The sequence below is a fragment of the Arthrobacter sp. P1_C12_2 genome (assembly GCF_056406415.1).
Map to the genome: position 1 here is coordinate 206,360 of NZ_JBFUAF010000006.1, position 20,556 is coordinate 226,915.

17 protein-coding genes and 1 riboswitch are annotated in these 20,556 nt (G+C 67.3%); of the genes, 5 read left to right on the forward strand and 12 right to left on the reverse strand.

All coding sequences use genetic code 11. The annotated features are described in order from the left end of the window. Positions 1-158: 158 nt before the first annotated feature. The 7 genes from AC1DZQ_RS09065 to AC1DZQ_RS09095 all read right to left on the reverse strand — a co-directional run bounded on the left by AC1DZQ_RS09065 (position 159) and on the right by AC1DZQ_RS09095 (position 8,134). On the reverse strand, positions 159-953 hold the full coding sequence (locus tag AC1DZQ_RS09065; protein ID WP_476963198.1) for a class I SAM-dependent methyltransferase: 795 nt from the start codon (positions 951-953) through the stop codon (positions 159-161). A gap of 84 nt (positions 954-1,037) precedes the next feature. After that, positions 1,038-2,492 carry an aminotransferase class V-fold PLP-dependent enzyme gene (locus tag AC1DZQ_RS09070; protein ID WP_476963199.1) on the reverse strand — a complete coding sequence of 485 codons (1,455 nt, stop codon included), beginning with the start codon at positions 2,490-2,492 and terminating at the stop codon, positions 1,038-1,040. Between the two features lie 34 nt (positions 2,493-2,526). Beyond that, positions 2,527-2,640, reverse strand: a riboswitch (SAM riboswitch). Between the two features lie 76 nt (positions 2,641-2,716). Further along, complete coding sequence (locus AC1DZQ_RS09075; protein WP_476963200.1) at positions 2,717-4,132, reverse strand: glutamyl-tRNA reductase; 1,416 nt, start codon at positions 4,130-4,132, stop codon at positions 2,717-2,719. Between the two features lie 102 nt (positions 4,133-4,234). Next, on the reverse strand, positions 4,235-5,047 hold the full coding sequence (gene hisN / locus AC1DZQ_RS09080) for a histidinol-phosphatase (protein ID WP_476963201.1): 813 nt from the start codon (positions 5,045-5,047) through the stop codon (positions 4,235-4,237). 76 nt (positions 5,048-5,123) lie between these two features. Continuing rightward, a complete protein-coding gene (gene rsgA / locus AC1DZQ_RS09085) occupies positions 5,124-6,239 on the reverse strand; it encodes a ribosome small subunit-dependent GTPase A (protein WP_476963202.1) in 1,116 nt (371 codons plus the stop codon). Next, entirely contained in the window at positions 6,223-7,611 is a 1,389-nt protein-coding gene (gene aroA / locus AC1DZQ_RS09090; protein ID WP_476963203.1) for a 3-phosphoshikimate 1-carboxyvinyltransferase, read from the reverse strand. Before aroA ends, rsgA begins: the two co-directional genes overlap by 17 nt. A 7-nt stretch (positions 7,612-7,618) precedes the next feature. Then, complete coding sequence (locus tag AC1DZQ_RS09095) at positions 7,619-8,134, reverse strand: DoxX family protein (protein WP_476963204.1); 516 nt, start codon at positions 8,132-8,134, stop codon at positions 7,619-7,621. Between the two features lie 248 nt (positions 8,135-8,382). On the opposite strand from AC1DZQ_RS09095, the gene AC1DZQ_RS09100 reads away from it, so the two are divergent. Both AC1DZQ_RS09100 and rsrA read left to right on the forward strand, forming a co-directional pair. Next, positions 8,383-9,219 carry a sigma-70 family RNA polymerase sigma factor gene (locus tag AC1DZQ_RS09100; RefSeq protein WP_476963205.1) on the forward strand — a complete coding sequence of 279 codons (837 nt, stop codon included), beginning with the start codon at positions 8,383-8,385 and terminating at the stop codon, positions 9,217-9,219. Then, on the forward strand, positions 9,216-9,476 hold the full coding sequence (rsrA, locus tag AC1DZQ_RS09105) for a mycothiol system anti-sigma-R factor (RefSeq protein WP_476963206.1): 261 nt from the start codon (positions 9,216-9,218) through the stop codon (positions 9,474-9,476). The genes AC1DZQ_RS09100 and rsrA overlap by 4 nt, the downstream gene beginning before the upstream one ends. Positions 9,477-9,566: 90 nt before the next feature. On the opposite strand, the gene AC1DZQ_RS09110 is transcribed toward rsrA, so the two are convergent. The 5 genes from AC1DZQ_RS09110 to AC1DZQ_RS09130 all read right to left on the reverse strand — a co-directional run bounded on the left by AC1DZQ_RS09110 (position 9,567) and on the right by AC1DZQ_RS09130 (position 15,898). Next, positions 9,567-9,641, reverse strand: coding sequence for a 50S ribosomal protein bL37 (locus tag AC1DZQ_RS09110; protein WP_104061284.1), 75 nt, complete (start codon positions 9,639-9,641; stop codon positions 9,567-9,569). Between the two features lie 115 nt (positions 9,642-9,756). After that, positions 9,757-10,395 (reverse strand): PadR family transcriptional regulator, encoded by a 639-nt coding sequence (locus tag AC1DZQ_RS09115; RefSeq protein WP_476963207.1) that lies wholly within the window; start codon positions 10,393-10,395, stop codon positions 9,757-9,759. Continuing rightward, positions 10,395-11,237: a DUF4097 family beta strand repeat-containing protein gene (locus tag AC1DZQ_RS09120; protein ID WP_476963208.1), complete on the reverse strand. Its 843-nt coding sequence runs from the start codon at positions 11,235-11,237 to the stop codon at positions 10,395-10,397. The genes AC1DZQ_RS09115 and AC1DZQ_RS09120 overlap by 1 nt, the downstream gene beginning before the upstream one ends. Before the next feature lie 149 nt (positions 11,238-11,386). Further along, on the reverse strand, positions 11,387-11,986 hold the full coding sequence (locus AC1DZQ_RS09125; protein WP_018775290.1) for a GDSL-type esterase/lipase family protein: 600 nt from the start codon (positions 11,984-11,986) through the stop codon (positions 11,387-11,389). A 111-nt stretch (positions 11,987-12,097) separates the two neighbouring features. Beyond that, the gene (locus tag AC1DZQ_RS09130) at positions 12,098-15,898 is read right to left on the reverse strand and encodes a multifunctional oxoglutarate decarboxylase/oxoglutarate dehydrogenase thiamine pyrophosphate-binding subunit/dihydrolipoyllysine-residue succinyltransferase subunit (RefSeq protein WP_476963209.1); all 3,801 of its coding nucleotides are present in this window, start codon (positions 15,896-15,898) and stop codon (positions 12,098-12,100) included. A 345-nt stretch (positions 15,899-16,243) separates the two neighbouring features. Between AC1DZQ_RS09130 and AC1DZQ_RS09135 the strand changes: the two genes are divergently transcribed. From AC1DZQ_RS09135 to AC1DZQ_RS09145, 3 genes are all read left to right on the forward strand, one after another. Beyond that, on the forward strand, positions 16,244-17,722 hold the full coding sequence (locus AC1DZQ_RS09135) for a GuaB1 family IMP dehydrogenase-related protein (RefSeq protein WP_476963210.1): 1,479 nt from the start codon (positions 16,244-16,246) through the stop codon (positions 17,720-17,722). Positions 17,723-18,043: 321 nt separating this feature from the next. Next, complete coding sequence (locus AC1DZQ_RS09140; RefSeq protein ID WP_476963211.1) at positions 18,044-19,381, forward strand: hemolysin family protein; 1,338 nt, start codon at positions 18,044-18,046, stop codon at positions 19,379-19,381. Further along, entirely contained in the window at positions 19,378-20,442 is a 1,065-nt protein-coding gene (locus AC1DZQ_RS09145) for a hemolysin family protein (protein ID WP_476946911.1), read from the forward strand. Before AC1DZQ_RS09140 ends, AC1DZQ_RS09145 begins: the two co-directional genes overlap by 4 nt. Positions 20,443-20,556 lie beyond the last annotated feature (114 nt).

Genomic DNA, 20,556 nt, shown 5'->3' on the forward strand with positions numbered 1-20,556 from the left:
CGCGATGATCGGCGCGGGCGGAAAAGCAGCCTGCGTGAAAGTTTCATGTGCCTACAAGTAATTATTAGGCATACCGAAACAATAAGCCCCGACAGGCTGCGCGTGCAATCCGGGAGGTGTCTCGCCGTAACAAGCCCGGGCCCTGCTCAGTCCCGGCGTCAGGCCCGGAAGGCCCGCCACGTCTGGGTCAGGTAGGGCAGCCGGAGCACGTCGCCTGGGGCGTGCCCCAGGTGCTCGTGCAGGTACCAGTCGAGGTTGGCCGAGACTTTGGCCCGGGTGGTATCCGATGCCGCGAGGTAGTAGCTGCGGGACTTGGTCAGCTCCTGGATGTCCTCCGTGGTGACGGAATCCTCCCACCGCGTCAGGTGGCTCTCCAGTCCGGTGAACTCGGGGCCCACGGGCGGGCGGAAGTGTGGTTTGTGGACGTCCCCGGCGTGCATGATCCGGGAGAGCCGGTGCACCCAGGGCACACTGGTGTCCAGCTGGTTCCAGATCAGGCCCAGCACGCCGTGTGGCCGCAGGATCCGGGCAATCTCGGTGCTGGCCAGGTGGGGGTCGCACCAGTGCCACGCTTGGGCGACCGTGACCAGGTCGAAGGACTCCGGCTCGAGACCGGTGTTCTCGGCGCTGCCCTCGATGGCGGTGACGGCCGGCAGGGTCCGGCGCAACTGCTCGAGCATGTCGGCAGAGGGGTCAACGGCGACCGTGCCCAGTCCGCGCTCTGCCAGAAGCGCAGTGAACTTGCCGGTGCCGGCGCCAATGTCGGCGGCGTCCCTGGCCCCTGCCGGGACCAGCCAGTGGGCCGACTCCTGCGGATAGCCGGGGCGGACGCGTTCATAGTGCTCCCCGCCGTCCTGGAAGCTTTGCCCGAGTTCCTGGCGCCGCTCACTGTGCAGCTTGGGTCCACTGTGCAGCTTGGTTCCGCTGTGGAGCCTGGGGCCGGCGCTTGCCACGTGCGATCTCCTTCGGGAAGGTCCTGCTTGTTTTTTCAGATACCTTTCGAATTTACCGCACCCGCGCCGGGTCCCGATCCTGCCCTAGTCGAGGGTGCAGGGCGCAGCGCCGGCGGTGCCGGGGGTGTTCGGCGCCCAGTGGGGGTAGCTGCGGGTATCGTTGGCCGGAACCCAGCGGCCGGCGTCCACCACGTAGTCCCAGCCGAGTCCGTTCTGCCGCAGCTGCTGCAGGCCGGCCAACAGCCGCTCGGCATCCTCCAGCCGTGAGCCGAGGCCGAAGCTGGCCCGCAGGGAGCCGGCGGGCAGGCCGAGCCGCTTGAGCAGCGGGTGGGCGCAGAAGCGGCCGTCGCGCAGGCCAATGCCGTGTTCGGCCGACAGGTAGGCGGCCACCAGCCCGGCGTCGTAGCCTTCCACGGAAAAGTTCACGACGCCGATCGTGCCGGTGCCCGGCTGATCGCCTCCGGAGGAAGAAGCGGGGGACGAATCGGCAAAAATCCGGTGCACGGTTACTCCCTCGATGCCCTGGAGGCCTTCGACCAGGAAGGACCGGATGGCGTCCTCGTGAGCCTGCCACTGCTCCGGGTCCAGGGCTGCGATGACCTGGGTGGCACGGGCGAGGGCTGCCGCGCCGAGGACGTTCGGGGAGCCGCCCTCGTGCCGGGCGGGTCCGGTGGTCCAGCTGACGGAGTCGAGCCGGGCGTCGCTGACCGCGCCGCCGCCGGCCAGGTGCGGGGTGCCGGCGTCGAGCCAGTCCGTCCGCCCCACCAGCACGCCGGCGCCGAACGGGGCGTACAGCTTGTGCCCCGAGAAGGCGAGGTAGTCGACGTCGTCCGCGGCGATGGCGATCCGCCGGTGCGGGGCCAGCTGCGCGGCGTCGACAATGATCCTGGCGCCGTACTCGTGCGCCAGTGCGGCCAGGGTCCGGATCGGCAGGATCTCCCCGGTGACATTGGAGGCGCCGGTGACGGCCAGCAGGCTCACGCCGCCGCGCGCGAGCTCGTCCCGCAGCCGGTCCACGGTGGCCGCGAGGGTGGGGGCGGCCACGACGCTGCGGTGCGGGACGTTCTGCCAGGGCAGGAGGTTGGCGTGGTGCTCGATGTCGAGGTAGAGGACCTCGCCCGCGGGCCGCCCGTCGCGCAGCGGCAGGCAGCCGGCCAGCAGGTTCAGGGAATCGGTGGTGTTGCGGGTGAAGATCACGGAATCGTCCGGCCGGCCGCCCACGAAGTCCCGCACGATGTCCCGGGCGTTCTCGTAGACGGAGGTGCTGATCTGCGATGCGTAGCCGGCGCCGCGGTGCACGCTTGCGTAGTACGGCAGGATTTCGTTCAGGTAGGCCGAGACCACGGACAGGGCCGGGGCAGAGGCGCCGTAGTCGAGGTTGGCGTAGCGGGCGTGGCCGCCGGTGATCAGCGGGGCCTGGATTTCGGCCCCGGTGACGGCGGCCAGCGGGCGGGCCGCGAGGGCGAGGCGGCCAGCAGCCTGCCGCGGATCGGCGGCGGCGTGGAATTTGGGGGCGACGGGGAAAATGGCAGTTGTCATGGGACCTCACTCGAACAGGACCCCACACCGTGGGAATCCGCGCTTGCCGGGTCCGTTCCGGACCGGCCAGGTCGTCACCCGGGGCACCCCACCGCGACTGGAGGGTTGCCGGCCAGCAAACCGGGGTTTAGCGCTGGCACTCGTGACCTGCATCGAGCGTAGGACATTCGCGCGGCCGCGGAAAAGGCGGCCGCCGATTGTGAAGCGGATTGTTACGGACAGGGCTACGAAGCAGCCGGAGCGACCGGGACTGCTTCCAAGGACGCCGTCTCTTCCCAGGGCGGCCGCTTCTGTCCTGCCAGATTGCCGATCCGGGGGTTCCTGTCGCCGGTGAGCTGAACGCTGAGGCCGAACAGGACTTCCAGTGCGGCCGCGTAGTCGTGCTGGCGGCCGTCCGCGGCCAGTTCCCGGGCGCGGACGGTTGGGGTGTGAAGCAGTCGGCGGACAATTCGACGCATCGCGAGGTTCACATCCTGCGCCTGGGCGCCGCACCCGTGTTGCTTCATGACACGCTCCATTTCAGCCTCGAGGACCTGGTGGACGTGCCGGCGCAGGGCCACGATGGCGGCGTCGACTACGCGCAGCTCCTCTTGTTTTTCGAAGCTGCGCGCCGCCTGCCGGACCAGGGCACCGGCGAGGCGGAGCGCCTCGGCATCCGCCGGCGGAGCCGCGAAACGCACTGAATCCAGGGTGATCAGTTCGACGCCTGGCAGATCCGCCACCCGGGGGTCGAAATCACGGCTGGGGGCGAGATCGATGACGGTGAGGGCACGGCCCGAGTCATCCCTCCAACCGGCCAGTTCGGCGGCACTTATGCGCGTCTCAGTGCCGCTGCAGCCAATGATGATGTCTGCCCGGGCTATGGCGGCAGGCAGCTCGCGTGCGGTCAGCGCCGTGCCACCCCTGCTCGCCACAAACGCGTCTGCGCGGCCGGATTGGGAGAAGACGGAAATGGTTGGGCATCGTCTGCTCCTGAGGATCTCCGCGACGCAGGCGGCATAGGAACCGGTGCCGAAGAGGACCACGGAAGCATCTGCCAGGGACGGGTGCTCTGATCCAGCGGCTGCCAGTTCGAGGGCCACACAGGCTATGGACCTGCTGGAGCCGCCGAGCGCAGTCCGCGCCCCCACGTCCCTGCCCGTGCGGGACGCCTCCTGAAACAGCCGGACTAAAAGCCCGCTCGCGGTGCCTGCAGCTTGTGCTGCAGCGAGGGCGCGGCGGACCTGGCCGGCGACTTGACGCTCACCCACCACAACGGAGTCCAGGCCGGCTGCAACGGCGAAGAGATGCTCTGCGGCCGAGGCTCCAGACGCGTGCTCGAACAGGGAGGCGAGCCGGGCCACGGGCAGGCGCGTGCAGAGGCGGACAGAACCGAGGGCCTCGGAGCAGACGGCTTCAATATGTTCCCTGGACGCCACCTCGCAGTAGATTTCGAGCCGGCTGCATGTGGACACGACCACGGACCCGGACACGGCGGAACTGCTGGCGAGCAGATGCTGGCCCAGCTCCGAGGAAACAGCCTGGAGCAGGGTGGCGGACTCAATGTCCAGATCCCGGTACTTCGCCACGAGCACCAGCAGAACGGGGCCGACGTCGGGGTCGCGGGATTCGGGATCCGCGGGTTGAACCGATCCAGACATGGCCGCCCTCCTGCCACTCGCTGCCCACTCCACGCCCTGACCGGCAGCGAAGGTTGGGGACAGCGTCGTACAGAGGCCCTTGGGAATTCTTGAGGGTGGGGCCTAGAGGAGGTCGTCGAGTCCGGGGTTGAGCCGCTTGAGGACTTCCGAGTGGAGGATCGAATTGGTGGCCAGGGCGTTGCCGCCGAAGGGCCCGTCCTCGCCCTCGAGCGAGGTGAAACGGCCGCCGGCCTCGGTCACGATCGGCACCAGGGCGGCCATGTCATAGAGGTTCAGCTCGGGTTCGCAGGCGATGTCCACGGCACCCTCGGCCACGAGGCAGTACGACCAGAAGTCACCGTAGGCGCGGGTCCGCCATACTTCCTCGGTCAGGCCCAGGAATTCGTCCAGGTTCCCGCGTTCCTTCCAGCCGCCAAGGCTGGAGTAGGACAGCGAGGCGTCCTCAAGATTGGAGACGTTGGAAACCTTCAGCCGCGTGGCGGCGGCGAGCGAGCGGCCGGTGTAGGCGCCCGCACCCTTGGCGGCCCACCAGCGCTTGCCCAGTGCCGGCGCGCTGACGACGCCGACCACCGGCTCGCCCTCATCGACGAGGGCGATCAGGGTGGCCCAGACCGGGACGCCGCGGACAAAGTTCTTGGTGCCGTCGATCGGGTCGATGACCCAGCGGCGGGAACCGTGGCCCGAGCTGCCGAATTCTTCGCCCAGGACCGCGTCGCGCGGACGTGACCGGGAGAGCTGGCCGCGGATGGCCTCTTCCGCGGACTTGTCGGCATCGGTGACGGGTGTGAGGTCCGGCTTCGTCTCGATCCGGAGGTCGAGCGCCTTGAAGCGGCTCATGGTCTGGGAATCGACCGAATCTGCCAGGACATGGGCAAGGCGCAGGTCATCGTTGTAGCTCGAAGCGGGTTGGCTCATGGTTCCAAACTACCGTCAAACCGGGCTGCCGGACGGGAGGCTGCGGCCCGGCGCCGCGGCCCTGTTGCCGGTCCGGCTAGGAGACGGTGCCCAGTTCCTTGGTTTCCTGTGCTTCCATCCGCGGGTCCGTGCCCAGCAGCCGGCGCAGGGACGCGAGCCTGGCCGGTCCCGAGGGTCCCGCGTGACCGGCCGCAACCCACTTGTCGACGCCGCAGTTGACGGCGGTGGCGTCATGCTTGCAGCCGCGTTCGCAGTCATCGGTGCCCGGTTCCAGGTCCGGGAAGGAACGGAGGATCCGGTCCGGGTCCACATGGGCCAGCCCGAAGGACCGGATGCCGGGGGTGTCGATGATCCAGCTGCCGGCCGGGGCATCGTTGACCTTGAGGGCCAGTGCCGAGGAGGACGTGTGGCGGCCGCGGCCGGTGACCGCGTTGACGCCTCCCGTGGCCCGCTCGGCCCCGGTCAGGGCGTTGACCATAGTGGACTTGCCGACGCCGGAATGGCCCAGCATCACGGTGACCTTGCCGTCGAGGTAGTCGCGCAGCTGGGACACCGCGTCCTTGTCGAGCCGGGCGGAGAGCCCGTCGTCGGAGCGGGCGTCGATGCCGGAAGCGGCGGAGTCAGCGGTCTTGGAGATGATGACGGGGAAATCGAGGTGTTGGTAGTTGGCCAGCAGCTCGGCTGGATCCTTGACGTCGGCCTTGGTGACGAGCAGCAGCGGCTCAATGCCGGCGTCGTACGCGGCCACCAGAGCGCGGTCGATGAAACCGGTCCGCGGCTCGGGATTTGCGGCGGCGACCACCACCACCAGCTGGTCGGCGTTGGCCACGACGGCGCGCTCGATCGGGTCCGTGTCGTCGGCGCTGCGGCGCAGGAGCGTCTTGCGGTCCTGGATCTTGACCAGCCGCGCGAGGGTGTCGGGCTCGCCGGTGACGTCCCCGACCAAGGAGACAAAGTCGCCGGCAACCACGGGATTGCGGCGCAGCTCCCGGGCCCGCGCCGCGATGATCTTGCGTTCGTCGGGGGTCCCTTCGCCGACGACGGCGGTGTAGCGGCCGCGGTCAACGGTGATGATGCGTCCGGTGACGGCCTCGTCGTAACTGGGCCGGTCCTTGGTGCGGGGGCGGGTGCCCTTCTTGTTGGGGCGGATCCGGACGTCGGACTCGTCCCAAGAATCAGTGCTGCGTGCCACCGGCAGTGTCCTCATCTGTGGCAGGTCCCTGCGCCAGCATGGCTTCCCAGAGCTGCGGGAAGTCGGGCATAGTTTTGGCTGTGGTTGCGATGTCCTCGACCTCCACGCCGGGTACGGCAAGGCCGAGGATTGCGCCGGCGGTTGCCATGCGGTGGTCCGCGTAGCTGTGCACGACGCCGCCGTGCAGCTCGGCCGGGCGGATGATAAGGCCGTCGGCGGTCTCTTCGGCGTCGCCGCCGAGGCGGTTGATTTCAGCCACGAGGGCCGCGAGCCGGTCCGTTTCGTGGCCGCGGAGGTGGGCGATGCCGCTCAGCCGTGAGGGGCCGGCGGCGAGGGCGCAAAGCGCCGCCACGGTGGGGGCGAGCTCGCTGGTTTCGTCGAAGTCGCCGCCCTTGATTTCCGGCCCGCCGCTGACGGTCAGGGTGCCGCCGTCCACTGTCACGGTCGCGCCCATGGCGGTCAGGATGCCGCGCCAGAGATCACCGACCTGGGTGGTTTCCGCGGGCCAGTTCGGGATCCGCACGGTGCCGCCGGTGGCGAGGGCAGCCGCGAGGAAGGGTCCGGCGTTGGAAAGGTCCTGCTCGATCCGCTGGTCGAAGGCGCGGATCGGACCGGGGGAGACGACCCAGTGGTTCGGCACCGAGTCATCGACCGTCACACCCACGCCGCGGAGCACGGCCACGGTCATGTTGATGTGGTCCAGGCTCGGCACCGGTTTGCCGGCGTGCTCCAAGTGGAGTCCCTCGGTGAACCGGGCTCCGGCCAGCAGCAGGGCGGAGACGAACTGGGATGATGCGCTGGCGTCGATGATCAGGTGGCCGCCGCGCACTTCGCCCGTGCCGTGGACGGTGAACGGCAACGATGACGCCGGACCGCCGTCGGGTGCGTTCACTGCCACGCCCAGCCCGGCCAGGGCCTCGATGATGGTGCCCATGGGGCGCTTGCGGGCGTGCGGGTCGCCGTCGAAACGGGACTCACCGCGGCGCAGCGCTGCCACCGGAGGCACAAAGCGCATGACCGTGCCGGCCAGGCCGCAGTCAATCGCGGTGTCCGCCGCGGCGGCGTCCATGCTGATCGGGACGATTTCCAGGTCGGGGCCGAAGGCGCCGTCGCCGGGGACCTCCGTGACCGTGGCCCCCAATTGCCGCAGGGCCTCAATCATCAGCGCCGAATCCCGGGAGTGCAGGGGGGCCCGCAGGCGGGACGGTCCGTCCGCGAGGGCGGCGAGCACGAGGTACCGGTTGGTCAGGGATTTGGATCCCGGAACGGTGACAGTGGCATCGACCGGCCGTGCGGCGAAGGGGGCGGGCCAGTGCGGACCGACGTCGGCCGGATGGGACGGGGCAGTTGCTGAGGGGGTGGTGCCAGTCATTACCGTCTTAGGCTCCAGCTGTGTGGTCTACGGCCTTGCGGACGACTTTGTCGGCCTTCTTCAGCTTCTTGGTGGTGGTCTTTCGGGCATCCGCGGCCAGGTGCCCGGCGCGCCAGGCCAGGCTGGGCTTGCCGGCGGTATCCACCGCGGCAAGGAGCACGCCGCCGGTGAGGGTGACGTTTTTCAGGAGCTGTTTGCGGCGGGCGTCGCGGGCCTCCTTCGAGGAAATGTCCGCGCTGCGCCATTCGACGTAGCCGTTCAGGACCGAAATGACGGCGAGCAGGGTGGCCGCCAGCCGGGCGGACTTGCCGAGGGCGAAGCAGACGCCGGCACCGATCTGGGTGCCGCCGATCACCCGTGCCACGACTTTTTCGTTCGGCTGGAACGGCAAGGCGTCGGCCGTACGGCGCAACAAGGGGGACAACTGGGCCGCAGTGTCATCCGCGTTCTTGAGCTTGTCCATGCCGGCGAGGACGAAACTGGAGGCGAGCATGGGCCGGGCGAGAAAGCGGACAAACGACATGAATTTCCTCCTGGATGGACGAACAGCGGCTTCACTGCGGGAGAACCGGTTCTAGTCTTGCACTTTTGCGGAATATTTGCCTGCAGGACGTGGTTGTGAAAGGCAGATCCCAGCAGGCTAACGAAGGCGGAGATTTGACTCTGGTCAAAGACAGGGCGGAACTGGAAGCCGGTTCCGGGCAAGGGTGGACCCTCGCGCTTCCGGCGGTTCCGGGTGCCCGTCGGAAGGTGACAGTAGACTTGAACGCAATGAGCACCATGGACCCGGCCGTTGCGGCCATGCACGAGGTTGCCGGAAACGACGCCACGCCCACCAAGACACCTGATGCCGGCGCGTCCGGCGCACCAGAACGGCCCGCTGCGCAAATTCCTACTGTGCAGATTTCCGCCGCGCACGCTGTGCAGACGCCAGCTGATGGACCCGCCGCCTTGGAAACCGAAGTGGACGGAAAGCCCATCGATGTCTCCACCGAGTCCGCGGAAGAGCGCCGCGTGCGCTTTGAGCGTGACGCCATGCAGTACGTGGACCAGTTGTATTCGGCGGCCATGAGGATGGCGCGGAACCCCTCCGACGCCGAGGACCTGGTCCAGGAGGCGTACACGAAGGCGTTTTCCGCGTTCCACCAGTACAAGCCCGGAACCAATCTGAAGGCCTGGCTGTACCGCATCCTCACCAACACGTACATCAACCTGTACCGGAAGCGTCAACGCGAGCCGCTGCAGTCGAATTCGGACACCATCGAGGACTGGCAGTTGGCCCGGGCCGAGTCGCATACGTCCTCGGGACTGCGTTCGGCGGAGGCCGAGGCCCTTGACCACCTGCCCGATTCGGATGTGAAGCGCGCCCTCCAGTCGATTCCGGAGGAGTTCCGGCTGGCCGTGTACTTCGCCGACGTCGAGGGCTTCGCGTACAAGGAAATTTCAGACATCATGAACACCCCCATCGGGACCGTCATGTCGCGGCTGCACCGCGGCCGGAAGATGCTGCGGGACATGCTTGCGGACTATGCCGCCGAACGAGGATTCAGGGCCGCCATCGAGTCAAGCGCCGCGGCCGACAGCAACAAACAGGAGAACAGGAAATGAGCGACTGCCAGGGACTGGGCGATTGCGACGACGCCCGGATGCAACGTATCTACGAATATCTGGATGGTGCGCTCACGCGTGAGGACATCGGAGAGATCAAGGACCACCTGGACAGTTGCCCGGAGTGCCTGGAGCAGTACGACCTCGAATGCGTCATCCGCGTGATGGTCAAGCGTTCGTGCACGGAAGCAGCTCCGGAAAACCTCAAGAACTCCATCCTGGACCGGATTCACTCGATCCGGACCGTGGAAGCCTGAGCCCGGCTCCCGTACCGACATAAACGAATGACCCCGGAAACCGTGAGGTTTCCGGGGTCATTCGTCTAAAGCTGTCATTCCAAGCTTTGCTTAGGCGTTGGGGCGCTTACCGTGGTTCGCGCCGCCACGCTTACGGTCACGACGTTTGCGTGCACGTTTGCTCATAGCTGGCCTCCTTAATCTTGGTACTCAAAAGAGCTGCCCTCAAGTCTCCCACATCGCGGCACCCGCCGCGAACCGGGGGGCCCGCGCTACGGGCCGTGGCAAACTGGTGTTGGGCTCAGCCCTCCAGCGAATTGCGGATCGAGATCCGGGCCTGGTCCAGCACCGTCCTGACCGTTTCGAGCGTGACGGCGGTGACGGGACGGCTCCCGGCGTGCCGCCGCAGTTCCACCCGCATGTCGTCGCGGAAGGCCTGCACAAGCATTTCCGCCTCCTTCAGCCGCCGTTCGCCCTCGGGGGAGTACCGCGGGCTGCCGGCGGCGCCCTCCGTGCCGGTCCCGCCCGCAGAAGCCGCGGCGCGGGCCGAAGTCCGGGCCGCCTCCGCCGTTGCCGCGAGATCGGCCCGGAGGCCGCGCATGTTGACGCGGATGTCCTGGCGCAGATTGTCGGCCAGGCGCCGAACCGAGGCCGAGATGTCGTTCTCGACGCCGGCGAGTTCGTCCCGCCGGCTGTTCAGCTCCGTGAGACCCGCCGGGGTGATGCTGTAGTTGGTGCGGCGGCCCTCCGTGTGGGTGGCCACGAGCCCTTCCTCCTCGAGCTTGCCCAGGCGCGGGTAGATGGTTCCGGCGCTGGGGGAGTAGGTGCCGCCGAAACGCTCGCTGAGCGCCTTGATGAGTTCATAGCCGTGCTTGGGGCCTGATTCGAGCAGGGCGAGCAGGTACAGCCGCAGCGCGCCGTGGGCGAAGACGGGAGGCATCAGAGGGCCGTTTCGGTGTCCGCGGTGGGCTGGCCGTGGAAGATCGACGTTTTTCCCGAGACCGAGTTGGTCCGGACCAGCATTAGCTTGGCGTCCGGTCCCGCGATGGTCTGCACCGTGCCGCTCGACTGGGCGTACCTCAGTTCATCGATGACCACCGCCCCGCTGGCGGATTTGGCGACGATGTCCACGCCGACGTCGTGCGGAAGCCGGATGGTGACGTCGCCGGAGACCGAGTTGGCGCCGAAATCTTGAGTAAAGCTGTGCAGGTCGAAGTTCAGGTCGCCGCTGACAGTGTTCGCGCGGATGTGGCTGAATTCGCCCGAGGCCGTCACTTCGCCGGAGACGCTCTTGGCGGTCAGGACGCCGCTGTGATTCCGGGCAATCACCTCGCCGCTGACCGTATTGACGGACAGGTCACCGGAGGTGCCGTCGGCCAGCACGGAGCCAGAGACGGTGTTGAGCCGGGCATGGCCGCTGGTCCCGGAAACCATGCCGTCGCCGCTCACCGTCCCGGCCTCCACCTCGACGCCGGCCGGCAGGGCGATGCTGATGACCACCGAGTTGCTGCTGCCGTTGTTGACCGTGCTCATCAAGTTCTTGAACCAGCCCTGCGGGCCGTGCAGCTGGTGGCGGACTTCCAGGCGGCCGTTGACGACCGAAACCGACAGCGGATCGCCTTCGATTTCGGAGACCTCGATCCTGGCAACGTCCTCGTCATGGGTGACGATATCGAAGCGGCCGCGGACGATGCCGAGCTTGAGCGAGCGGACGCCGTCGACGTCGATGGTCTGCGGGCCGGTCACGGTCCAGGTGTTCTCGGATGTGTTGTGCTCGGTCATGATTCCTCCGGGAAGGCGATACGGATGCGAATAATTGCGATATATCGCGACTATGAAAGTCACGCTATATCGTCAATTAGGCGACGTCAAGCTATATCGCGAGATCCCCCCCCGGGGTAGAGTGAAACCGGGCCGGTCCCGGGAGGGGGCTACTCCGGGGCGTCCAGGCCCAGCCACTGGAACCAGCCGCGGTGCAGCACGAGCCACGCCATGAGGCCATAGCCGGCCTGGCCGGGCGTGCCGCCGTTGGCCGCGAGGTCCTGGCGCCATTGCTCGTGGTTCAGCAGCGGCGAGAACGTGTCGACATAAAGGTGCTTCCGGCGCGTCGTGACGTCGGCGAATGCGGTGTTCAGTTCGCCGAGCCTGCGGTTCTGGGTCGGGTCCAGCGTGGGCGGCGGGCCCACGACGAAGACCTCGATCTTGTTCTGGGAGGCGGAGTCCAGGATGTTGGCGAGGTTCAGGCGACTGCGGGCCGTGGACAGACCGAACTCAATGTCGCGTCCTGACAGGCCGATCACCAGGCGGTTTTCGTGGTGGTTGCCGAAGCGGCGGCCTGCCTCCTCGAGCCAGCGCGCCGCGATGCCCTCGGTGCCTTCTTCCGGGCACGGCAGGGAGTAGCACTCCAGGGCGACGCTGTCCTGCGGTGTGCGGGCCAGGACCCGCCCCAGCCAGCCCAAGGCGCGCGGATCACCGAGCCCGGCCAACAGCTCGTCCCCAACGGCTGCGATCCGCAGCTTCCGATCTTCCACGACTACCTCTTCACTTCAACGCTGTCGATCAAGCTGACCACTAATAGTCCATTAAACAGAACTGCCCGGCCGGAGTGTTGTGTTTCAGTCTCCGGCCGGGCAACTATGACGCTATTTACGAGCGAATGCCTGCTTGAGCAGGCTGTCCTGTTCTGCCGAGTGGCGCTTCATCGACCCTGCCGCGGTGGAGGCCGAGGCGGGGCGGGAGATGAGGCGGACCCGGCGGTCCAGGGCGTCCGGCAGGTTCAGGCCGATGAACGGCCACGGACCCTGGTTGGCCGGCTCGTCCTGCGCCCAGACCACTTCGGCGTTCGGGTACTTGGCCAGCTCCGCGGCGATCTCGTCTGCCGGCAGCGGGTACAGCTGCTCGACGCGCACGATCGCCGTGGTCTTGTTCTCGGTCTTCTGCCGGGTGGACAGCAGATCGTAGTAGAGGCGTCCGGAGACCAGCAGCACGCGTTCGACGGCGTCGGCCTGCAGCTGCGCGTGTTCCGGAATGACCGGGCGGAACGAGCCGGTGGTGAAGTCCTCCACGGACGACGCGGCGGCCTTGAGGCGCAGCAGCTGCTTGGGCGTGAAGATGATGAGCGGCTTGCGCGGCCTGCTGTAGGCCTGGCGGCGCAGCAGGTGGAAGTGCGAGGCCGACGTCGTGGGGTTGGCCACGATCATGTTCTCTTCGGCGCACATCTGGAGGAAACGCTCGATGCGTGCGGAGGAGTGGTCCGGTCCCTGGCCCTCGTAGCCGTGCGGCAGCATGAGAACCAGCGAGGACCGCTGGCCCCATTTCTGCTCGGCGGAGGAAATGAACTCATCGATGATGGTCTGCGCGCCGTTGACGAAGTCACCGAACTGCGCTTCCCAGAGCACCAGGGCATCCGGGCGTTCCACCGAGTACCCGTATTCGAAGCCCATGGCGGCGTATTCGGAGAGCAGCGAATCATAGATCCACAGCTTCGCCTGGTCATCCGAGAGGTGGGACAGCGGAAGCCATTCGTCGCCGTTGGCGCGGTCGTGGAAGACCGCGTGGCGCTGCACGAAGGTGCCGCGGCGCGAGTCCTGGCCGGCGAGCCGGACGGGGACGCCTTCCATGATGAGCGAGCCGAACGCGGCCAGCTCACCGAAGCCCCAGTCGATGCCGCCTTCACGGGACATCGCCTCACGCTTCTCCAGCAGCTGCTTGAGCTTGGCGTGGACGGTGAAGCCGTCCGGGATATCGGTGTGGGCCTTGCCGATGCGGGCCAGGGTCTCCGCCGAGATCGCCGTGGAGACCGGGGCGCTGACACCGGAATCGGACTGCTGGGCCATGGGGCGTTCGAGGTCCGACACCGCGGCGGAATCGGCCGTGATGATCGGGATCGGGGACGTCTGGGCCGCGTGGGTTTCCGCGAAGACGCGTTCCAGGCGTTCCTGGTAGTCGCGCAGCAGCTGTTCGGCTTCTTCCTCGGTGATGTCACCGCGGCCGATCAGCGATTCGGTGTACAGCTTGCGGACCGAGCGCTTGGCCTCGATCAGGTTGTACATCAGCGGCTGGGTCATCGAGGGGTCGTCGCCCTCGTTGTGGCCACGGCGGCGGTAGCACACCATGTCGATGACAACGTCCTTGTGGAAACGCTGACGGAACTCGTAGGCAAGCTGTCCGATGCGGACGACGGCCTCCGGGTCATCGCCGTTCACGTGGAACACCGGTGCCTGGATCATCTTGGCGACGTCCGTGGAGTACGTGGAGGAACGCGAGGACGACGGCGCGGTAGTGAAGCCGACCTGGTTGTTGACCACGATGTGGATGGTGCCGCCGGTGCGGTAGCCGCGCAGCTGGGAGAGGTTGAGCGTTTCCGCGACCACGCCCTGGCCTGCGAACGCAGCGTCGCCGTGCACCATGATGGGCAGCACGGGGAACGCCTCGCCCTGGTCCAGCCGGTCCTGCTTGGCGCGGACGATGCCTTCGAGGACGGAGTCGACCGCCTCGAGGTGGGACGGGTTCGCGGCGAGGTAGACCTTGGTCTCCTTGCCGTTGTCCGAGGTGAACATGCCCTCGGTGCCAAGGTGGTACTTGACGTCGCCGGAGCCCTGCACGGAGCGCGGGTCCTGGGTGCCTTCGAATTCGCGGAAGACCTGGGCGTAGGTCTTGCCCGCGATGTTGGTCAGCACGTTGAGCCGGCCGCGGTGGGCCATGCCGATCGCCACTTCGTCGAGTTCGTCGTCGGCGGCGTCGGAAATGATCGCGTCCAGCAGCGGAATCAGGGACTCGCCGCCTTCGAGCGAGAAGCGCTTCTGGCCGACGAACTTCGTCTGCAGGAAGGTCTCGAAGGCCTCGGCGGCGTTGAGCTTGGAGACGATGCGCAGCTGCTCGTCGCGGCTCGGCTTCGAGTACGGGTGCTCCAGCTGGTCCTGGAACCACTTGCGCTCGGCCGGGTCCTGGATGTGCATGTATTCGATGCCGGCGGTGCGGCAGTAGGCGTCGCGGAGGACGCCGAGGATGTCGCGGAACTTGAGCATCGGCCTGCCGCCGAAGCCGCCGGTGGGCCACTCGCGGTCCAGGTCCCACAGGGTCAGGCCGTAGGTCAGGACGTCGAGGTCCGGGTGCTTGCGCTGGACATACTCGAGCGGATCGGTGTCCGCCATGAGGTGGCCGCGCACGCGGTAGGCGTGGATCAGCTGCTGGATCCGGGCGACCTTGTTGATCTCGTCGGCCGGGTCCACCTGCAGGTCCGGGCTCCAGCGCACGGGCTCGTAGGGGATACGCAGGGACTCGAAGATCTCGTCGTAGAAGTTCTGCGCGCCCAGCAGGAGCTGGTGCACCAGCTTGAGGAATTCGCCGCTGCCGGCACCCTGGATGACGCGGTGGTCATAGGTGGAGGTCAGCGTGAGGACCTTGCTGATCGCGTTCTGCGCAATGATCTTCTCGCTGGCACCCTGGAACTCGGCCGGGTAGTCCAGTGCGCCGACGCCGATGATGGCGGCCTGGCCCTTGGACAGGCGCGGCACCGAGTGGACGGTGCCGATGCCGCCGGGGTTGGTCAGGGACACGGTGGTGCCGGAGTGGTCGTCGGCGGTCAGCTTGCCGTTGCGGGCGCGCTTGATCAGGTCCTCGTAGGTGTGCCAGAACTCGGAGAAGTTGAGGGTCTCCGCCTTCTTGATGTTCGGGACCATGAGCAGGCGGGTGCCGTCAGGCTTGGGCATGTCGATCGCGATGCCGAAGTTCACGTGCGCCGGCTGGACAGCCACCGGCTTGCCGTCGATCTCGTCGTAGAAGACGTTCATCGACGGGAACTGGGACAGGGCCCGGATGACGGCGTAGCCGATCAGGTGCGTGAAGGAGACCTTGCCGCCGCGGGCGCGGGCCAGGTTGGAGTTGATGACCACGCGGTTGTCGATCAGCAGCTTTGCCGGGATGGCGCGGACGCTGGTGGCGGTCGGCACTTCCAGGCTGGTGACCATGTTCGAGGCGATGGCCTTGGCCGGGCCGCGCAGGACCGAGACGACGTCTTCTTCGGGCGCCGTCGGGGCTTTGAGGTTCTTGGGCAGCTGCGCCGGGATCGGCGCGGTGCCGGGGCCGGCGTCGGAAGTCCTGCCGCCGTCCCGGGCGACGGTGGCCGGGGCTTTCTTGGCTGCGGGTGCGGGCGCCGCCGCGGCGGCGGGAGCTGCCGGGGCAGCGGGCGCGGCCGGCGCAGGTGCTGCCGGTGCGGCAGGCGCTACAACGGGAAGTTCACGGGTGGCAGGATGCACAGCTGTCGCGGTGCCGGACGTTCCGTTGACGGAAGAGGCGTCGCTAGCTGCGAAGGATTCGAACAGGGGCCACCACTTGGCGTCGACCGTGTTCTTGTCCTGCTGGTAACGCTCGTACAGTTCGTCAACGAGCCACTCGTTTCCGCCAAATTCCTCTGGTAGACGGTGGCTAGGCTGCTCTGGCACTTGAAATACGCCTCTTCCATGAGTTTGATTCCCTCTGGCTTCCACGGTGCCTCGGCACAACGATTGAGCCAGTCTCTGCGTCCAGTGAACCCAGACCCATGCCAGTCTAGTGAGGATTCTTGCCAAACCGCCAATAAGCGTGACCCAAATCATGATCCGCCCCCGCAGCCGCTGAATTGCAGTGCAGAAGTGGCGCAGAATCGGCCCCGACGAGGTGCCGGACGCGATGCCTTACACAGTGCCGGACGCGATGCCGGCCCCGCCGGAAACCGCCCTAGAATCAAAGGAGAGAGAACCCGTTTGGCGCCGACAGCGCCAGCTGCGGGTGCCAGCAAAGGAGCAGCAGTGCGATTCCTGAATGAGCCGACCACCGATCTGACCTACTCGGACCTCTTCCTGGTGCCGTCCCGGTCCGATGTCACCTCGCGCCTGGACGTCGACCTCGCGGCCGATGACGGGACCGGCTCCGCGATCCCGCTGGTGGCGGCGAACATGACGGCAGTGACGGGGAAGCGGATGGCCGAGACCATGGCCCGCCGCGGCGGGCTGGGAGTCCTGCCGCAGGACGTCCCGCTCGATGTCATCCGTGACGTTACGGCCTGGATCAAGGGACGCCACCCGGTCCTCGAGACCCCCGTCACGCTCGCGCCCACGGACACCGTCATTGATGCCCTCCACCTGATGGGCAAGCGGCCGCACGGGGCCGTTGTAGTCGTGGATGATGCCGGCGCGGTCACCGGTGTTGTCCGTGCCGCCGACTGCGAGGGCCAGGACCGTTTCGCGTCGCTGGCCTCCGTCATTCGCCACCAGCCGCTGGTGCTCGACGCCGGCATGCTCGGGGCCGGATCGTTTGGGACCGGATCGAGCGCGGATGCTGTGCTGGCCCTCCGCCGCGCCTTTGAGGCGATGGACGCTGCCGGGACCGACTACGCGCCGGTGCAGCAGGCCGGCGTCCTGGCCGGAGTGCTCACCCGCAAGGGCGCCCTGCGCTCCACGCTTTACCGGCCGTCCCTGGACGACGACGGCAAACTGAAAGTCGCCGCCGCCGTCGGAATCAACGGCGACGTGGCCGGGCGGGCCGCCGAGTTGCTGGCTGCCGGCGTGAACGTGCTGGTCCTGGACACCGCGCACGGGCACCAGCAAAAAATGTTCGACGCGCTCGCCGCAGTGAAGGGACTCAACCCCGGCGTACCGGTGGTCGCCGGCAACGTCGTCACCGGCGACGCCACGCGTGAGCTCATCGAGGCCGGAGCGGACATTGTCAAGGTCGGCGTAGGCCCCGGCGCCATGTGCACCACGCGCATGATGACGGCCGTTGGCCGCCCCCAGTTCAGCGCCGTCCTGGAATGCTCCGCTGCGGCGCGGGAAGCCGGCGGCCGGGTATGGGCCGACGGCGGCGTCCGCTACCCACGCGACGTCGCCCTCGCCCTGGCCGCCGGGGCCAGCCAGGTCATGATCGGCTCCTGGTTTGCCGGCACGCACGAGAGCCCCGGGGACCTGCAGCTCGACGCCTCCGGCCGGCAGTACAAGGAGAGCTTCGGCATGGCGTCCGCCCGCGCGGTGCAGAACCGCAACCAGCGCGAGGGCGCCTTTGAAAAGGACCGCAAGGCCCTGTTCGAGGAGGGCATCTCCACGTCCCGCATGTACGTGGACGCGGCCCGGCCCGGCGTCGAGGACCTGCTGGACATGATCACCGCCGGACTGCGCAGTTCCATGAGCTACGCCGGTGCCGCCGACCTCGCCGCTTTCCGGGAACGTGCCGTGGCCGGAATCCAGTCCGCAGCCGGGTACGAGGAGGGCCGGCCCGTCCCGCAGAGCTGGTGAGTCCGGGGCGGCCGGTGGCGCGGGCGGTCGGGGGATGGCGGCGACTGCTCCTGTAGACTGAAATTCTTATGGACAGTAAATCTAGGTGCCGGCCTGGGGGCTGTCAGCGGAGTACGGAAACCGTACCCGCGCAGTCCACCCGCAGAGCCGGCAAACCCCGTTCACGCGCCCATCATTCTCCGGCCGCACGCCATTCCGGAGCTTTCCAGGAAACAGGGTCGGCCACCGCCGACCATCCTCCGCCAGGCAGGGCATTCCGGCATTTACGTCCCCTGCAGCGGAGCGTGCCCTGCGCCGCTGCTGCGGAAGCAGGCCGCTGAGATGGAATGGCTACTCCTCGCAGCAGGCCTCCTGCTCATCCTCGGCACCGGCTTCTTTGTCGCCGTGGAATTTTCCCTGGTCGCCCTGGACCAGGCCACCGTGCAGCGCGCCGTTGACACCGGCGACACCGCCGCCGAGCCCTTGCTCAAATGTCTCAAGTCGCTCTCCACCCAGCTCTCCAGCTGCCAGCTGGGCATCACCATGACCACGCTGCTGACCGGCTATGTCATGGAACCGTCCGTGGGCAAGCTGCTTGAGGGTCCCCTCACCGCGCTCGGCGTCCCGCCGGCGGCGGCCGCCTCACTGTCCCTGGTCCTCGCCATGGCGGTGGCCACCCTGCTCTCCATGGTGATCGGCGAGCTGGTGCCCAAGAACATGGCCATCGCGCTGTCCTTCCCGATCGGCAAGGCCGTGGCCCGGCCCCAGCTGGTGTTCACCGCCATTTTCAAGCCCGCCATCGTGGTGCTCAACGGGTTCTCCAACAAGGTCCTCAATGTCTTCGGCCTTGAGGCCAAGGAGGAAATCTCCGGCGCCCGCACCCCGGCCGAGCTGGCCTCGCTTGTGCGCCGTTCCGCGGCCATGGGCACCCTCGACGCCGGAACGGCCAACTTCATCGCCCGAACCCTGAAGTTCTCCGGGCGGACCGCCGCGGACGTCATGACCCCCCGCATCCGCGTGGAGACCATCGACGCCGACCAGCCGGTTTCGGACATCGTCGAGGCCGCCAAGCGCACCGGATACTCCCGGTTCCCGGTGATCGGCGAGTCCTCCGATGACATCCGCGGCGTTGTCCACATCAAGAAGGCCATCGCCGTGCCCGCGGACCGCCGCGCCAAGCTGCAGGCGGGAGCCATCATGACCGATGTGCTCCAGGTCCCCGAAACCATCCACCTGGACGCGCTGCTCGCCGAACTGCGCGAGGGCAACCTGCAACTGGCCGTCGTCCTGGACGAGTACGGCGGAACCGCCGGCATCACCACCCTGGAAGACCTTGTGGAGGAAATCGTCGGGGAAGTGGCCGATGAACATGACAAGGTCCGGCCCGGCCTGCTCCAAAGTGCCTCGGGGGACTGGTACTTCCCGGGCCTGCTCCGGCCCGATGAACTCTCCGAACAGATCCCGGGCCTGACCGTGCCCGACGAGGCTGCCTACGAAACGGTGGGAGGCTACGTCATGAGCCAGCTCGGCCGCATCGCGGCAGTCGGCGACACTGTCGACGTCGTCGGCGGGTCGCTCAGCGTGACCCGCATGGACGGCCGCCGGATCGACCGGATCTGTTTCCGGCCCATCCGGGTATCCGGCGACGGCCAGCCCGCCAGCCAGGCAGGTGCCGCATGAGCGACTGGGCAGGGATCCTGTGGCTTGCGTTCCTGCTGGTAGGCAACGCCTTCTTCGTGGCAGCCGAATTCGCGGTCATGTCTGCCCGCCGCAGCCAGATCGAGCCGCTGGCGGAGGCAGGTTCTAAGCGCGCACAAACTACGCTGCGGGCCATGGAAAACGTTTCCCTCATGCTCGCGTGCGCCCAGCTCGGCATCACCGTCTGCTCGCTGCTGATCCTGCAGGTGGCTGAGCCCGCGATCCACCATCTCCTGGCCGTGCCGCTGGAAGCGGCGGGCGTCCCCGTGGAGGTCGCGAACATTGTGGCCTTCGCCGTCGCCCTGCTGCTGGTGACGTTCCTGCACGTCACATTCGGCGAAATGGTGCCCAAGAACATTTCCGTGTCCGTCGCGGACAAGGCGGCGTTGTTATTGGCGCCGCCGCTGATGTTCATCGGCCGGCTCGTCAAGCCTGTCATTGCGGCGCTTAACTGGTCCGCAAACCACATCCTGAAGCTGATGCGGATTGAGCCGAAGGATGAGGTCACCTCCACTTTCACCCTTGAAGAAGTGCAGTCGATCGTGCAGGAATCCACCCGCCACGGGCTCGTGGACGACGACGCCGGACTCATTACCGGAGCGCTCGAGTTCTCGGAACACACCGCGTCCCGTGTGATGGTTCCGCTGGGCAAACTCGTCATGCTCAAGGCGGCCACCACGCCGGTTGAATTCGAAAAGGCAGTGAGCCGGACCGGGTTCTCGCGCTTCCCGATGCTCGATGACGACGGCATGCTGGCCGGCTACCTCCACATCAAGGACGTGCTGTCCATCCCGGACGCCGGGTACCACCAGCCGATTGCGGAAAGCCGCATCCGGTCGCTGGCGAACCTCGCCATGGACGACGAAATCGAGCAGGCCATGTCCGTCATGCAGCGCACGGGCTCGCACCTGGCCCGCGTGATCGGCCCGGACGGGTTGACCCAGGGAGTGTTGTTCCTGGAAGACGTGATCGAGCAGCTCGTCGGCGAAATCCGGGACGCGACGCAGGCCACCGGCTACCGCAGGCTGGGCCAAGACCAGTAACGGACAGCCCAGGAGCGGACGGGCGGCAGCAGGGCACGCCGTGTATCCCTAAATAGGAATGATTCCTATTTAGGGATACACTCGGGCTGTTCCTATTGCTCCTGATTCTCAATA